General features: G+C 72.9%; 11 protein-coding genes. 9 read left to right on the plus strand and 2 right to left on the minus strand.

Annotated features, from left to right (window positions below; all coding sequences use genetic code 11):
- Positions 1-459: 459 nt before the first annotated feature.
- Both ACIHEI_RS27815 and ACIHEI_RS27820 read right to left on the minus strand, forming a co-directional pair.
- Positions 460-2,880: a glycosyl hydrolase family 95 catalytic domain-containing protein gene (locus ACIHEI_RS27815; RefSeq protein WP_396608648.1), complete on the minus strand. Its 2,421-nt coding sequence runs from the start codon at positions 2,878-2,880 to the stop codon at positions 460-462.
- A 93-nt stretch (positions 2,881-2,973) separates the two neighbouring features.
- On the minus strand, positions 2,974-4,026 hold the full coding sequence (locus tag ACIHEI_RS27820; protein ID WP_396608531.1) for a LacI family DNA-binding transcriptional regulator: 1,053 nt from the start codon (positions 4,024-4,026) through the stop codon (positions 2,974-2,976).
- A 254-nt stretch (positions 4,027-4,280) separates the two neighbouring features.
- Between ACIHEI_RS27820 and ACIHEI_RS27825 the strand changes: the two genes are divergently transcribed.
- The 9 genes from ACIHEI_RS27825 to ACIHEI_RS27865 all read left to right on the plus strand — a co-directional run bounded on the left by ACIHEI_RS27825 (position 4,281) and on the right by ACIHEI_RS27865 (position 16,226).
- Positions 4,281-5,585 carry an ABC transporter substrate-binding protein gene (locus ACIHEI_RS27825; RefSeq protein WP_396608532.1) on the plus strand — a complete coding sequence of 435 codons (1,305 nt, stop codon included), beginning with the start codon at positions 4,281-4,283 and terminating at the stop codon, positions 5,583-5,585.
- Positions 5,586-5,588: 3 nt separating this feature from the next.
- A complete protein-coding gene (locus ACIHEI_RS27830) occupies positions 5,589-6,545 on the plus strand; it encodes a carbohydrate ABC transporter permease (RefSeq protein WP_396608533.1) in 957 nt (318 codons plus the stop codon).
- Between the two features lie 15 nt (positions 6,546-6,560).
- Positions 6,561-7,406: a carbohydrate ABC transporter permease gene (locus ACIHEI_RS27835; RefSeq protein WP_396608534.1), complete on the plus strand. Its 846-nt coding sequence runs from the start codon at positions 6,561-6,563 to the stop codon at positions 7,404-7,406.
- Positions 7,403-9,301: a DUF5107 domain-containing protein gene (locus ACIHEI_RS27840; RefSeq protein WP_396608535.1), complete on the plus strand. Its 1,899-nt coding sequence runs from the start codon at positions 7,403-7,405 to the stop codon at positions 9,299-9,301. The genes ACIHEI_RS27835 and ACIHEI_RS27840 overlap by 4 nt, the downstream gene beginning before the upstream one ends.
- Positions 9,302-9,457: 156 nt before the next feature.
- Entirely contained in the window at positions 9,458-11,911 is a 2,454-nt protein-coding gene (locus ACIHEI_RS27845; protein WP_396608536.1) for an RICIN domain-containing protein, read from the plus strand.
- A 138-nt stretch (positions 11,912-12,049) separates the two neighbouring features.
- Positions 12,050-12,901: a fumarylacetoacetate hydrolase family protein gene (locus ACIHEI_RS27850; RefSeq protein ID WP_396608537.1), complete on the plus strand. Its 852-nt coding sequence runs from the start codon at positions 12,050-12,052 to the stop codon at positions 12,899-12,901.
- 11 nt (positions 12,902-12,912) lie between these two features.
- The gene (locus tag ACIHEI_RS27855) at positions 12,913-14,235 is read left to right on the plus strand and encodes an L-fuconate dehydratase (protein ID WP_396608538.1); all 1,323 of its coding nucleotides are present in this window, start codon (positions 12,913-12,915) and stop codon (positions 14,233-14,235) included.
- Positions 14,232-14,987 (plus strand): SDR family NAD(P)-dependent oxidoreductase, encoded by a 756-nt coding sequence (locus ACIHEI_RS27860; RefSeq protein ID WP_396608539.1) that lies wholly within the window; start codon positions 14,232-14,234, stop codon positions 14,985-14,987. Before ACIHEI_RS27855 ends, ACIHEI_RS27860 begins: the two co-directional genes overlap by 4 nt.
- 258 nt (positions 14,988-15,245) lie before the next feature.
- Positions 15,246-16,226, plus strand: a complete 981-nt coding sequence (locus ACIHEI_RS27865) for an aldo/keto reductase (RefSeq protein WP_396608540.1) — start codon at positions 15,246-15,248, stop codon at positions 16,224-16,226.
- Positions 16,227-16,236 lie beyond the last annotated feature (10 nt).

A 16,236-nucleotide genomic window follows, 5' to 3' on the forward strand; every position in this document is an offset into this window, starting at 1 on the left:
AACGCTCGGCTGGGAAACCCCAGCCGAGCGTCTCGCTAAACTCGTCGCGGCCTAGACAACCGACCACGTGTTGCAACGACCGCTAGAAACCGCCGTCAGCGGGGCGGGCCGTCCGTTGGTCTGAAGCGGATCCCGACGGCCCGCCCCGGGCGGCCCCGCCGCGCAGGCCCCGCACCGGGGCGATCCCGGAGGACGCCTACGCCCCGCAGGAGGCGCTGCTCTGCGAACGCCCGGATCTTCACCCCTTCGGGTGCGGATCGAAAACCGCCCCGCTCCAGGCTGATCGACCGTCACCGATGATGCGTGCGGAAGAGGTCGTTCGGCGGCCGACCGTGTGTGGCGGCGGGCGGGTTGGACTCGCCCGGGCCCCCTCACACGCACCCGGCCCGGCAACCAGCACGCCGACGCCGAGCACATGACGATGCCTCAGGCCGTCCGGGGAGGCGGCCGGTGCCCGGGTCAGCGACGGGCGGAGTCCGGGCGGGGGCGCAGGGTCAGCGGGCCCTCGCCTCCGGGTGCGAGGTCCAGGCGCAGGCCCGCGGCGGTCCGGACGGCGACCGCGCCGACCGGTCGGCCGGTGCGGTCGGTCACCCTGCACTGCGGAGTGCCGGGCGGCAGCAGGACGGCGACCTCCCGTTCCGCCCGTTGGTGCAGGACCGCTTCGGTGAGGCGGCCCGCGTCCCAGCGCAGGTCGACGGTGGTTCCGCCGCGGGCACGCAGCCCGTCGACGCGGCCGGTGGGCCAGGCGGCGGGCAGCGCGGGCAGCAGGCGCAGCACTCCGTTGTGGCTCTGCAGCAGCATCTCGGCGATGGCGGCGGTGATGCCGAAGTTGCCGTCGATCTGGAACAGGTCCGGCGGGTGGAGGCCGAACAGGTTGGGGGCGGTGTACTCGGCGAGCGCCGTGTGCACGCTGCGCCCGGCGAGGTCGGCGTCGCCAAGCCGGGCGGCGAGGGCCGCGACCCAGGCCCGGCTCCAGCCCGTGGAGCCGCCGCCGTGCGCCAGTCGGCGGAGCAGAGCCAGGCGCGCGGAGTCGGTGCCGGCCGGGTCGGTGAGCGGGTCGAGTTCGCTGCCGGGGTAGAGCGCGTAGAGGTGGGAGAGGTGGCGGTGGCCGGGGTCCTCCTCGGGCAGGTCCTCCCACCACTCCAGCAGGCGCCCGTCGGCGGTCGTCGCCGGTGGCCTCAAGCGGGCGCTCGCGGCGTCGAGTTCGGCCGCGAACTGCTCGTCGACGCCCAGGGTCCGGGCTGCCGCCGCGGTGTTGGCGAACAGTTCCCGGGTCAGCCAGTGGTCCATGGTCGCGGCGGCCGAGACGGCGGTCAGGCTGCCGTCGGGCAGGCGGAAGCGGTGTTCCGGGGAGGTCGACGGGCAGGTGACCAGTCGGCCTTCGTGGTCCTCGGTGAGGAAGTCCAGCAGGAACCGGGCGGCGCCGGACAGTAGCGGGTAGGCGCGCCCGGCCAGGAAGTCGGGGTCGCCGTCGAAGAGGTGACGCTCCCACAGGTGGGCGCACAGCCAGGCGCCGGCCATCGGCCAGTTGGCCCAGACGGGCTCGCCGGAGACCGGGTTGGCCGCGCGCCACAGGTCCACGTTGTGGTGGACCACCCAGCCGCCGGTGCCGTAGTAGGTCTTCGCGGTGCGGGCACCGGTGTGGGCGAGGTCGGCGAGCAGGTCGAACAGCGGCTCGTGGCACTCGGCCAGGCCGGTGGTCTCGGCCGGCCAGTAGTTCATCTGCAGGTTGATGTTGGTGGTCCAGTTGGCGTTCCACGGCGGGACCACTTCGGTGTTCCAGATGCCCTGCAGGTTGGCGGGCTGGGTTCCGGGGCGTGAGGAGGCGATCAGCAGGTAGCGGCCGTAGGCGAACAGCAGGGCGGCCAGCCCCGGGTCGGCGGCTCCGGCGCGGACGGCGGCGACGCGTTCGTCGGTGGGCAGCCGGTCGGCGGGCCCTTCGGCGCCGAGCCGGAGCGTGCTGGTGGTGAACAGCCGCCGGTGGTCGGCGAGATGCTCGTCCAGGAGACGCTGGTAGGTCAGTGCGGAGGCGGCTGCCAGCATCCCGGCCACCTCCGACGAAGGGCCGTCCTCGGGGCCGGCCGGCACTTCGGTGTAGCCGCGGTAGCCGGTGGCGACGGCGACCAGCAGGACGACCTCGTCCGCGCCGTCGACGACCACGGCCGTCGGCTGCCGCTCGATCCGGCCGCCGGTGGCGAGCACCCGCAGGCCGGCCGCGAATCCCATTCCCGCGTCGGCGCGGTAGTGGGCCGCGTCCGGCTCGGCGAAGGCGAGGTGGGCCGGTGCCCGGCCGGTGATCAGCAGGTCGCCGTGGTCGTCGACGCCGGTGGGCGAGCCCGGGTGCGGGGTGTCGAACCGCGCGGTGAGGTCGAGCCGCCCGGGGACGGAGGACGTGATGCGGGTGACCAGTACCCCGGCGGGCGCCGAGACGAAGGACTCGCGCACGATGTCGGCGTCGCCACTGCGGTAGCTGACGCGGTGGAGGCCGGAGGCGAGGTCGAGCGAGCGTGTGTAGTCGTCCGTCCGGTCCTCGCCGCAGTGGAGTCGGAGGGTGGCGAGGGGCTGGTAGGCCTGCGTGTAGGGGCCCTGCATGCGGGTGGCGAGCGTCTCCGCGCGGGCGTAGTCACGGTCCTCCAGCACCGCGGCGCGCAGCGCGGCCAGGTGCTCGACCGCGCCTTCCCGGTCGTGCGGGCCGGGCCCGCCGGACCACAGGGTGTCGGCGTTGAGCCGGAGGGTCTCTCCTGCGCCGGGCGCAGTGTCCTCGTTCGTGCCGCCGTACAGCATGGCGCCGAGCCGGCCGTTGCCGAGCGGGAGGGCTTCCAGGAAGGAGGCGGCCGGTCGGCGGTACCACAGTCGGTCCGGTCCGGGGCCGGGGTCCATCGACAACTGAGTGTCCTTTCGGGGGGTGTGCGCCGGCAGCGGCCCCCTGGGGTGTGCGCCGGTCGGGCGCTCACCCCGTGGGCTGTTCGCCGGTCAGGCGCCGCGCCGCGTCGGCGGGTCGCCGACGGGGCCGGTGCTGTCCCGTACGACCAGTTCGGGTCGCAGGAGCTGGAGCGAGTTGGTCAGGGTGCCCGACTTGGTGACGGCGCGCAGCAGCAGTTCGATCGCCTGGCGGGCCATCTCCCGGTTGGGAGTCGCCACGCTCGTGAGCGCCGGTCGGGTGGTGCGGGTTTCGGGGATGTCGTCGTGGCCGATGACGGAGAGGTCGTGCGGGACGGAGCGGCCGGCGGCCCGGGCGGCGTCCAGTGCTCCGAGGGCCAGCACGTCGTGGGTGGCGAAGAGGGCGGTCGCCTCGGGGTTCGCGGTCAGGGCGGCGGTGGCCGCTTCGAAACCGCCGCCGGGGGTGGGTTCGGGCGCGTAGTGCACGGCGGAGTCCGGCACGGTCAGCCCGTCCGCCTCGAAGGCGCGGCGGAAGCCCTCGATGCGGACGGCGTGGGCCGGGCTGGCCAGCACCGCCACGTTCCGGTGGCCGAGTTCGCGCAGGTGGCGGCCGGCCAGGTGGCCGGCCCGCTCGTAGTCGATGGTGACCACCGGGAACCTGTCGGGCGCCTCGGTCTCCCAGGCGCACAGCACCACGGGGAAGCGGGCGTCGCCCAGCAGCGGCAGATGGTCGATCAGGTCCCGGTCGCCGGCGATCAGCAGGGCGTCCACCGAGCGGCTGGTCAGGTTGGCCAGGTGCCGCCGGGCCCGTTCGCCGTCCAGGCGGGTGGTGGAGAGCAGCAGGTGGTAGCCGTGTTCCTCCAGGACGTCCTCGACCTCCTCCACGATGCCCGCGTAGAAGGCCCCGAAGACGCTGGGGACGAACAGGCCGACCGTCCTGGTCGCGCCGGTGGCCAGCGAGCGTGCGACGAGGTTCGGCGTGTAGCCGAGTTCCGCGATCGCGGCGCGCACCTTGGCCGCCGTCGCGGGCCGGACGGGCACCCGGCCGCTGATGACGTTGGAGACGGTCTGCTTGGTGACTCCGGCCCGTTCAGCCACGTCCTGCATCGTCACCATGAGTAGGCCCTCCCCATTTGACCGGTCCATCGAATGAGCCGGAAGGCTAGCCCCCACTCCCGGGCCGGGTCAAGCCGCGCTCCGCCGGGGTCGCGCCCTTTGGACGGGCAAACTACGCAAAAGCTTCATCTGGCCGTGGCATCACCGAAACGTTATCTGCCCTCCTCTTGTTTTACCGGTCAATAGAACCGTACGTTCTGAGCCGGTCGACGGATCTCCCTCAGTGACTGTCCCCGTCGCCGGCCCCCATCTGTGCGACTTCCTTGCCTCCGAGAGGACCCCCCATGGGAAGACTTCCCCTGCCCTCGCTCCGTATCGTCGGTGCCGCCACGGCCGTGGCCCTCGCCCTCGGCGCGACCGCCTGCGGCAGCAGCGGTGGTTCCGGCGGTGACGCGAAGTCCGGCGGCAGCTTCACCTACTGGTCGATGTGGCGGGCCGACGAGCCGCAGGCACAGGTGCTGAAGGCCGCGATCGCCGACTTCACCGCCTCGACCGGCATCAAGGTCGACGTCAACTGGACCGGCCGCGACATCTCCAAGAAGATCGGCCCGGCGATCGCCGCCAACCAGGCCCCGGACCTGTGGGACGAGTCCAATGACGTGATCTACGGCTCGACCGCCTCGGCCGGCCAGGCCCTGGACCTGTCGCCGGTCCTGGACCAGCAGGTCCCCGGTGAGAACGTGCCGGTCTCGGCCGTGATCCCGGCCAAGTACTTCGACATGCTGCCGAAGGACCCGGCCGGCTCGAACCACTACATGATCCCCTACGAGATCGCCACCACCGGCATGTACTACAACGCGGCCGACCCGGACATCGCCGCCGCCATGCCGAGCGCCCCCGCCGACTGGGCCGGTCTGCTGAAGGTCTGCGACGCGCTCAAGGCGAAGAACAAGCCCTGCCTCGCCTCCGAGGGTGAGGACCCCTGGACCAACGGCCTGTACTTCGACTACCTGCTCAACGCCGGCGGGGTCGACGTCAACAAGCTCTCCGCCGACAAGTCCGGCGCAGCCTGGACCGACCCGGCCGTGCTCACCGCCGCCCAGCAGGTCGAGCAGCTGGTCAAGGGCGGGTACGTCATCCCGGGCTACGACGCCACCAAGTACCCGGCGCAGGAGACCAACTGGACCTCCGGCAAGGCCGCCTTCTACATGGACGGCAGCTACGTGACCGCCGAGGTCGCCAAGCAGATCCCGGCAGGCTGGAAGTTCGGGTCGATCCTGCCGCCCGGCGCCAAGGCCCCGGACGCCAACCTCTTCGGCTTCGCCATCACCAAGAAGGCCAAGCACGCCCCGGCGGCCGAGAAGTTCATCGCCTTCTTCATGCAGAAGAAGCAGATGGCGGGAATGGCGACCACCGCGCTGAACCTCACCCCGCGTGCCGACATCCCCGCCCCGGCCGGCCTGGAGGACGCGCAGAAGGCGCTCGGCGGCGCGACCGTCCGGCTGCCCTACGACGGTGTGGCGGGCGGCTGGCCGGCCAAGGTGTTCAACCAGAACCTCCTCGACCTGTGGCACGGCAGGACCGACGCCGCCCAGTTCGTCGCCAAGTGCAAGGCGGACCAGGTCTCCTACTGGCAGACCCAGGGCTGAGCCTTGGCCGGCATCCTCGACGCCCCCCGGACCCGCGCGGTCCGGGCGGCCCGCTCCTCCCGTCGCGGTACCGGCCCGCACGAGCGCCAACAGCGGCGCACGTTCTGGCCGTTCACCGCCCCCGCACTGCTCGCCTACGCGGTGCTGTTCCTCGCCCCGGTCGGCTACGCCTTCTGGACCAGCCTGCACAAGTGGGACGGCATGGGCGCGATGCAGTGGCGGGGCCTGCGCAACTACCAACTGCTCTTCGACGACCCGACGTTCCGGACCTCGCTGGTCAACACGCTCAAGCTGATGTTCATCGGCGGCGCGGTCACCTTCGCGATCAGCCTCGCGCTGACCCTGGTGCTGCGCGAGATGCAGGGGCGGCTGTTCGCCCGCTCGGTGCTGTTCTTCCCCTGCCTGGTCAACGGCATGGTCTTCGGCATCGCGGCCGGGTTCCTGTTCTCCCCGACCGGCCCGGTCAACCAGGTGCTGCACTTCTTCGGTGTCACCACACCGCCGAAGTGGCTGTCGACCGACAACCTGCTGCCGATGGTCCTCGGGACGCTGATCTGGACGGCCACCGGCTACTACACCTCCATCATCATGGCCGCCGTCGACCAGATCCCCGCCTACCTCTACGAGGCGGCCGAGCTGGACGGCGCCAACGCCCTCCAGCGGTTCCGGCACGTCACCCTGCCGTGCGCCTGGGACGTCATCTCGGTCTGCGCGGTGCTCTGGACGGTCAGCTCGGTGAAGATCTTCGAACTGATCCTGCTGTTCGGCGGCAGCAGCAGCGCCTACCCGCCGATCAGCAGCTGGAACACCGCCCTGTACGTCTACACCGAGGCGTTCCCGCAGGCCACCATCCCCCGGCTGGGCATCGCCACGGCCGCCGCGATCACCAGCCTGGTGATGGTCACGGTGGTGACGCTGGTCCTGCGGCGCCTGATGCGCCGTGAGCCGATCGAGTACTGAGAAAGGTCGCAGCACGTGCGAAGCAAGCGCGGGTCGGCCGGGCCGGCACGACTGATCGGCACCGCCCTGATCTGGTGCGTGGTGGCCGCCGATCTCCTCCTGGTCCTCTGGATCCTCCTCACCTCTCTGCGCGACAGCCCGGACATCCTCAAGCACCCCGTCGGGCTGCCGACTTCACCGAAGTTCGACAACTACGCCACCGCCGTGAACGAGGGCGGTTTCGGGCCGGCGGCGCTGAACAGCGTCGTGGTCTCGGTGGTCGCCTCCGTCCTGGCCGTCGCCCTCGCCGCGCCGTGCGCCTACGCGCTGGCCCGGCGCCGGTCGAAGACCTCCTCGGCGCTGACCATGACCTTCGCCATGGGCCTCGGCGTCCCCGGCCAGGTCCTGGTGGTCCCGCTCTTCGTCGGCCTGGCCCAGGTCGGCCTGACGGACAGCCAACTCGGCCTGATCCTGGTCTACATCGGCCTCGCGATGCCCTTCACCGTCTTCCTGCTGACCGGCTTCTTCAGCGGCATCCCCGCCGTCCTGGAGGAGGCCGCGGTCCTGGACGGCGCGGGCCCGCTGCGCACCTTCCTCCAGGTCGTGCTGCCGGTGGCCCGCGGCGGCCTGATCACCGCGTTCCTGCTGCAGTTCATCAGCAACTGGAACGAAACCCTGTTCGCCATCGTCCTGACGCACAGCCAGGACCAGATCACCCTGCCGGTGGCGCTCGCCGAGTTCGTCGCCTCCGCGCAGCTCAACGGATTGGACTACGGAACCATGTTCGCCGGAGTCTGCCTGATCCTCGCCCCGATGATCGCCCTGTTCTCCTGGATGGGCACCCGGATCATCCAGGGCATGACGGTGGGGATCGGCAAATGACCTCGACCCTGCGCACGGACGCCCTCCGGATCGAAGGGGCGGCCGACCCGGTCGGCACCCTGCCGATCCTGCACGGCATCTCCAGCTACACCGCGGAAGGCGTCGGGATCGACGCCGAGATGCGCCGCAACCTCGCCTACGGCGCCCCGCACTCGCTCCTCCCCTACACCCGGCAGGACCGCTACGACCGCCACCGCGCCCCGCGCGAGATCCCCTCCGTGGTCCTGGAGAACGAGCACCTGACGGCCGTCTTCCTGCCCGGACTCGGCGGACGGCTCTGGTCGCTGACGGACCGCCGCTCCGGCCGGGAACTGCTGCACCGCAACCCGGTCTACCAGCCCGCCAACCTCGCCCTGCGCGACGCCTGGCTGGCCGGCGGCGTCGAGTGGAACCTCGGCACCACCGGGCACTGGCCGCTCACCTGCGAGCCGCTGCACGCCGCCCGCCTGACCGCGCCGGACGGCACCCCGGTGCTGCGGATGTACGCCTTCGAACGGCTGCGCGGCATCGTGCTGCGAATGGACACCTGGCTGCCCGCCGGCTCCCCGGTGCTCTTCGTGCACGTCGAGCTGCACAACCCGTCGGCCGACGAGACGCCGGTCTACTGGTGGTCCAACATCGCGGTGCCCGAGGACGCGGACACCCGCGTCCTCGCCCCGACCGGGCACGCGTTCCACTGCGACTACGTCAGCGACCTGAAACACGTACCGTTCCCGCAGCTGGACGACGGCGAGGACCGGAGCTACCCCGGCCGGGTCGCCCGGGCCGCGGACTACTTCCTCGACCTGCCGGCCGAGGAGCGGCGCTGGATCGCGGCCCTGGACGCCACCGGCGCCGGCCTGGTGCAGACCTCCACCGACCTGCTGCGCGGCCGCAAGCTGTTCTGCTGGGGCACCGGCACCGGCGGCCGGCACTGGCAGGAATGGCTCTCCGGCCCGGACAGCGCCTACCTGGAGATCCAGGCCGGCCTGGCCCGCACCCAGCTGGAGCACCTGCCGATGCCCGCCGGGGCCACCTGGTCCTGGACCGAGGCCTACGGCCTGCTCCAGGCCGATCCCACTGCCGTGCACGGGAGTTGGGACCAGGCCCGGTCCGCCGCCGCCGACGCTCTGGCCGAACTGCTGCCACCGGCCGACCTCGCCGCCGCCCACGCCGCGGCCGCCGCTTTCGGCGCACCCGAGGAGCTGCTGGCGCACGGCTCGGGGTGGGCCGCACTGGAGATCGAGGCCGGTCGCTTCACCGGCTCCCCGCTGCTGCCGTTCGGTACCCCGGGCACCGAACAGGAGCCTTGGCGGCAGCTGTTGGCCACCGGCACACTGCCGGTCGGCGACCCGCCCGCCGCCCCGGTCACCGGAGCGCACTGGCGCGCCCTGCTGGAGGCCGGCGCGCGGGACTGGCACGCCCGGTACCAGCTCGGGCTGATCCGCCTGGCCGACGGAGAACGCGACGGCGCCCGAGCCGCCTTCGAGAGCTCCGTCGAGGAGCGCCGCACCCCCTGGGCGCTGCGCGCCCTGGCCTTCCTCGCGCCGTCGCCGCAACAGGCCGCCGAGCTCCTCGCCGAGGCCCACGAACTCCGTCCCGATGTCCAGGAGTTGACCATCGAGGCGGTGGACGCGCTGCTGCGGGCCGACCGCCCGGCGGACGCCCTCGGAATCATCGGCGCACTCACCGGCGCCGCCCGCGCCCACGGCAGGATCCGACTGGCCGAGGCGAAGGCCGCCCACGCCTGCGGCGACGACCACCGGGTGCGGCAACTGCTGGCCGACGGCATCCAGGTGGACAACATGCGCGAGGGCGAGGTGTCACTGGACACCCTCTGGCTCGCCGTCCACCCCGGTGAACCGGTGCCGCCGCACTACGACTTCCGCATGTCGGACGGCATGCCGGAGGCCTGAGACCGCGGCTCCCTTCCCACCGGGGGGTGGGAAGGGAGCCGCGCACCACGGGAACGCAGGCCGAGCCGGGCCCCACCCCGACCCCGCCGGCGCCACGAACGGCGCCGGCCCGTTCCGGGGTGCGAGGACGCACCCCGTCACACTGAAGGAGTACCTGTGTCAGCTCCTCGACAAAGGCTCACCGGCGCGGTACTCGCCGGTGCGCTGGCCGCCGCCGGCCTCACCGCGGCGACGGCCCCCGCCACCGCCGCGGCCCCACCCGCGGCCTACACCGTGTCCGTCGGATCGACCGGGTCCTACGCGTACCCCACCGACACCCCCGCCGGCGCGTACATCGACAAGGACGGAACGTTCTACTTCCAGCAGTCCGTCGCGCTGTACGGCGCGAACGAGGCCAGGAACTGGTCGTTCTACACCGGCAGCGACTTCGACCACGCCACCAGGTCGCCGATCAGCGACGCGGTCGACCCGGCCAACAGCAGCGACGCCAACAACGACACCACCTGGCGCTGCAACAACAGCCCCACCGGCCGGGAGGCCACCCCCGCGCCCGCCGGCTCCGGCTACTCGCAGCGCAACTTCTGCGACCTCGTCGGCACCTGGGTCGACCCGGACACCGGCGACTGGTACGGCCTGGTGCACAACGAGTTCACCCCGCAGCCCTTCGGCGACGGCCTGCACTACGACTCGATCGACTACGCCAAGTCCACCGACCAGGGCCGCACCTGGACCATCGCGGGCCACGCGATCACCTCGCCGTACAGCACCACCCGCGGGGACAACGCGGTGTTCCCGAACCAGACCTACGACTACGGCGACGGCGACCCCCGGCTGTTCGTCGACACCGCCTCCGGCTACTTCTACGTCTACTACGGCTCCCGGATCGTCCCCAAGGGCGGCGTCGGCGGCAGCAACGGCGGCCTGGCGCACGTCGCCCGCGCTCCGATCTCCGCCAAGATGGCCGCCGGCTCCTGGCAGAAGTGGTACGACGGCACCTGGTCGCAGCCGGGTCTCGGCGGCCGGGAGAGCAACATGGTCCCGGTCAGCGCGGCCGACCCGAACGGCTACACGCCCGTGGCGAGCGACTACAGCCCGGCCAGCACCGGCACCGTCGACCAGCAGGTCGCGGCCGGCACGCTGCCGGCCAAGTCGGACCTGTTCATCATGAACATCGCCTACGACGCCCACCTCGGCAAGTACATCGGCGAGCCCGAGGCCGTCTCCGGGACGGTGCCGCAGCGCTTCTACGTCACCGACGACCTCGCCACCCAGAAGTGGACCCTGGCCGGCGACACCGGCAGCTACACCGACAGCTCCTGGTACCGCTGGTTCGTTGACAGCGGCAACCTCACCAGCTCCACGATCGTCGGCAAGAGCTTCCGGTCGTACTGCTCGATCAGCTGCCACGGCTCCTCCGGCGAGTACGCCGACGTCACGGTGAGCTCCTCCGCGCCCGCCCCGGCGCCGTTCGACCTGACCAGGACCTACCGGATCGGCGCCGGAAACGGCCGGGTGCTGGCCCAGGTCTCCGGCAGCTCCGCGACCACCTCGCTGACGGCCGGCACCGGCTCCGCCCTGGAGTCGTGGTACTTCCTCGCCAACGGCGACGGCTCCTACCGGGTCGTCAACTCCGCCACCGGCAAGCCCCTCGGAGTCGACGCCGCCGGCCCGGCCGGCCGGGCCTGGGGCGCCGCGCCGACCGTCGCCGCAGCGGCCACCGGCCGGGCCGCCGTGGGACAGCAGTGGTTCGTGCTGCCGGCCCCGAGCGGCGGCTTCCACCTGGTCAACCGCTACAGCGGCCTGGTGATCGGCATGTCCGCCACCGCCGGGCGGCTCGCCGAGACCACGCCCGCCCGCTCCTGGAGCGACGCCACCGGCAACCCGGTCGGCGGCGGCCGCACCGCGGCCGAGCAGACCCTGACCGTCACCCCGGTCGGGACCGCACCCGAGGGCGTGCTGGTCACCGGCCCCGGAGACCGGACCGGCACCGTCGGCACCGCCGTCTCGCTCCAGCTGACCGCCACCGACAACGCCGGCAAGCCCCTGACCTACTCCGCCACCGGCCTGCCCGCCGGACTGACGATCAGCCCCACCGGACTGGTCTCCGGCACCCCCACCGCCTCCGGGACGTCGACCGTGACGGTCACCGCCTCCTCCGGCAGCGCCGACGGCACGGTGTCGTTCGGCTGGACCGTCCACGCCCTCATGACCGGCACCCGCATGCTGGTCACCGGCGGCACCGCCCTCGACGACTCCGGCGGCAGCACCGCCCCCGGCAACCCGCTGATCACCTGGCCCTCCACCGGCGCCGCCAACCAGCAGTGGAAGTTCGTCCAACAGACCCCCGGATCCTACGAGTTGGTCAACGGCAAGTCCGGGCTGTGCGCCGACGTAAGCGGCGGCTCCAGCAGCCCGGGCGCCACCCTCGACCAGTGGACCTGCACCGGCAACGCCAACCAGCTGTGGACCTTCACCCAGCTGCCGGGCGGCGCCTACACCGTCACCTCGGTGCGCAGCGGCCTGGTCCTCACCGCCCCCGCCGCCACCGGCTCGACCGTGACCCAGGAGCTGTACACGGGATCGGCGGCGCAGCAGTGGACGCTCGGCTGACCCGGGCCGGCACGAGAGTCCAACCCTGACCGGTCGGGTCCGCGGTGCGCCGGCGCCGCGGACCCGGCCTCCTCCGGCCGGCCTGCGACCCCAGCGGCGCGGGTCGGCCACCATCCCCGACCTTCGGAAGGACCCCGAATGAAACTGCTGAGAATCGGCCCGGCAGGCCAGGAGACTCCGGCCGTGCTCGGCGAGGACGGCCGGGTGCTCGACCTGTCCGCGCTCACGCCGGACATCGACGGCCGCTTCCTGGCCGGCGGCGGCGTGCATCGGGTGCGGGAGGCCCTGGCGGGCGGCGGGCTCCCGGAGCTCGACGCCGCGCAGCTTCGGGTCGGGGCGCCGGTGGCCCGTCCCGGCAAGGTGGTGTGCATCGGGCTGAACTACCGGGACCACGCCGAGGAGACCGGTGCGGCGGTCCCGGCACGTCCGGTGGTCTTCATGAAGGACCCCGGCACCGTGGTCGGCCCCTACGACGAGGTGCTGATCCCGCGCGGGTCGGCGAAGACCGACTGGGAGGTGGAGCTGGCCGTCGTGATCGGCCGCCGCGCCCGCTACCTCGACTCCCGCAAGGCCGCCCTCGACTGCGTCGCCGGGTACGCGATCAGCAACGACGTGTCCGAGCGCGAGTTCCAGCTGGAGTACTCGGGCCAGTGGGACCTCGGCAAATCGTGCGAGACCTTCAATCCGCTCGGCCCCTGGCTCGTCACCCCCGACGAGGTCGGCGACCCGCAGGACCTCGGACTGCGCCTGACCGTCAACGGGACGGCCCGCCAGGACGGTTGCACCAAGAACATGATCTTCGACGTCGCCGAGATCGTCCGGTACCTGAGCCAGTACCTCGTGCTGGAGCCGGGCGACGTGATCAACACCGGCACGCCGGCGGGCGTCGCCCTCGGCCTGCCCGGCAACCCGTACCTGCGCGTCGGCGACACCGTCGAACTCGCCGTCGACCGGCTCGGCAGCCAGCGCCAGACCTTCGCACAAGCCTGAAAGAGAAACCCATGCCCGCCACCTCGGCCCGCATCACCGCTCTCGACACCCACGACATACGCTTCCCGACCTCCCGTGAGCTGGACGGGTCGGACGCGATGAACCCGGACCCCGACTACTCCGCCGCCTACGCCGTGCTGCGCACCGACGCGCCCGACGGCCTGGAGGGCCACGGCTTCACCTTCACCATCGGCCGCGGCAACGACGTGCAGGTCGCCGCCATCGCCGCGCTGCGCGAGCACGTGGTGGGCCGGTCCGTCGACGAGCTGTGCGCGGACCCGGGATCGCTCAGCCGCGACCTGATCGGCGACAGCCAACTGCGCTGGCTGGGACCGGAGAAGGGCGTGATGCACATGGCCGTCGGCGCCGTGCTGAACGCTGTCTGGGACCTCGCCGCCAAGCGGGCCGGCCTGCCACTGTGGCGCCTGCTCGCCGAGGCCGAGCCCGCATGGCTGGTCTCCCAGGTCGACTTCCGCTACCTGACCGACGCCCTCACCCCGGACGAGGCGCTGGAACTGCTGCGGGCGGCCCGCGCGGGCCGCGAGGAGCGCGCCGCCCGGCTGCTGGCCGACGGATACCCCGCCTACACCACCCAGCCGGGCTGGCTGGGCTACTCCGACGAGAAGCTCACCCGGCTGGCGAAGCAGGCCGTCGCGGACGGCTTCACCCAGATCAAGCTGAAGGTCGGCGCCGACCTCGCCGACGACGTCCGGCGCTGCCGCACCGCCCGCGCCGTGATCGGGCCGGACGTGCGAATGGCGATCGACGCCAACCAGCGCTGGGACGTGGCCGAGGCGATCGAGTGGACGAACGCGCTGGCCGAGTTCGACCCGTACTGGATCGAGGAGCCGACCAGCCCCGACGACATCCTCGGCCACGCCGCGATCCGGGCGGGCGTGCGGCCGATCAGGACGGCCACCGGCGAGCACGTGCAGAACCGCGTCGTCTTCAAGCAGTTGCTGCAGGCAGGGGCCATCGACATCCTCCAGCTCGACGCCACCCGGGTGGGCGGCGTCAACGAGAACCTGGCAATCCTGCTGCTCGCCGCCAAGTTCGGCATCCCCGTCTGCCCGCACGCCGGCGGCGTCGGGCTGTGCGAACTGGTGCAGCACCTGTCCATGTTCGACTTCGTCGCACTGTCCGGGACCACCGAGGACCGCGTCGTCGAGTTCGCCGATCACCTGCACGGGCACTTCGTCGACCCGGCCGTGATCGTCAACGGCCGCTATCGCGCGCCGTGCGCCCCGGGCTTCTCCGCGCAGCTGCACCGGGACGCCGTCGACACCTACTCCTTCCCGGGCGGTACCTTCTGGAGCCGGGAGCTCGACTCATGACGGACCTTCAGGGCCTTCGGGCCGTCGTCACCGGCGGCGCCTCCGGCATCGGCCTGGCCACCGCCGAACTCCTCGCCGCGCGGGGCGCGCGCGTGGCCGTCCTGGACCTCGACCCGGCGCGCGTCGAAGCGCCGCTGCTCGGCTTCACCGCCGACGTCTCCGACGACCACTCCGTCCGCACGGCCGTCGAGAGCGCGGCCGAGGCGCTCGGCGGGATCGACATCCTGGTCAACAACGCCGGAATCGGCGCGGCCGGGACGGTCGAGGACAACCCCGACGAGCAGTGGCACCGCGTCCTGGACGTCAACGTCCTGGGCATCGTGCGCACCACCCGGGCCGCTCTGCCCCACCTGCGCCACTCGTCCCATGCCGCTGTGGTCAACACCTGCTCGATCGCCGCCACCGCCGGCCTGCCCCAGCGCGCCCTCTACTCCGCGAGCAAGGGCGCGGTGCTCTCACTCACCCTGGCCATGGCCGCCGACCACGTCCGCGAAGGCGTCCGGGTCAACTGCGTCAACCCCGGCACCGTCGACACCCCCTGGGTCGGCCGCCTGCTGGACGCCGCCGACGACCCGGCCGCCGAACGCGCCGCCCTCAACGCCCGCCAGCCCACCGGCCGGCTGGTCACCGCCCAGGAAGTGGCCGCCGCCATCGCCTACCTCGCCTCCCCGTCCGCCGGATCCGTCACCGGCACCGCACTCGCCGTCGACGGCGGCATGGCCGGCCTGCGCCTGCGACCCGCCGCAGGCTGACCCGAAAGCCCCCGGCCCGGGGGGGGGGGGCCGCCCCCCCCCCCCCCCCCCCCCCCCCCCCCCCCCCCCCCCCCCCCCCCCCCCCACCCCCCCCCCCAACCCGCCCCTCTCCCCTTCGGCCCCCCCCCGCGCGGGCGCGGGGGGGGGCCCGGCCCGGGGCGGCCCCCCCCCGGCGGGGGCCCCCCCCCCCCCCCGGCGGGGGGGGGCGCCCCCGCCCCCCCCCCCCGGCCGGGCACCACCAGCGAAAGGCGACCCCCGTTGCGCACCGTCCCACTCGGACGCGGCACCGTCCCCGTGACCGAGCTGTCCCTCGGCGCCGCCGCACTCGGCAACCTCTTCCATACCGTCACCGACGAAGACGCCGCAGCCACCGTGGACACCGCGTGGGACTTGGGGCTGCGCAGCTTCGACACCGCCCCCCACTACGGGCTCGGCCTGTCCGAACGCCGGCTGGGCGAGGCCCTGCGCACCCGTCCGCGCGACCAGTACACGCTCTCCACCAAGGTCGGCCGGCTGCTGCGGCCCGAGGCGCACCCGCACGGCGACGACCTGGCCAACGGCTTCGCCGTCCCCGCGACCCACCGGCGGGTGTGGGATTTCAGCGCCCGCGGCGTACGCCGCGGCATCGAGGAAAGCCTCACCCGGCTGGGCCTGGACCGCGTCGACATCGTCTACCTGCACGACCCCGACGACCACGAACAGCAGGCCTTCGACCAGGCCTACCCGGAACTGGAGCGGATGCGCCGGGAGGGCACGGTCGGCGCGATCGGCGCCGGCATGAACCAGACCCGAATGCTGCGGCGGTTCGTCCGCGACACCGACGTCGACGTGGTGCTGCTGGCCGGCCGGTACACGCTCCTCGACCACTCCGGGCTGGACACCGTCCTCTCCGAGGCCGCCCGCCGCGGCGTTTCGGTGGTCGCCGGCGGGGTGTTCAACTCCGGACTGCTCGCCGACCCGCGGCCCGGCACCACCTTCGACTACGCCCCCGCCCCCACCGGCCTGTTGAACCAGGCGCTGCGGCTGAAGGACCTGTGCGCGGCCTTCGGCGTCCCGCTGCGGGCGGCGGCGCTGCAGTTCCCGCTCGGGCATCCGGCCGTGGCCGGCGTGCTCGTTGGTGCGCGCAGCGCCGCCGAGGTCGCCGACGCCGCCGCGATGGCCCGGCACCCGATCCCCGCCGAGCTCTGGCGAGAGCTGCGCGACCTGGAGCTGATCCCCCGGGACGCGCCGATCCGCTGACCGCCGTCCC

This window comes from Kitasatospora sp. NPDC051984, from assembly GCF_044593455.1.
Lineage (GTDB): Bacteria > Actinomycetota > Actinomycetes > Streptomycetales > Streptomycetaceae > Kitasatospora.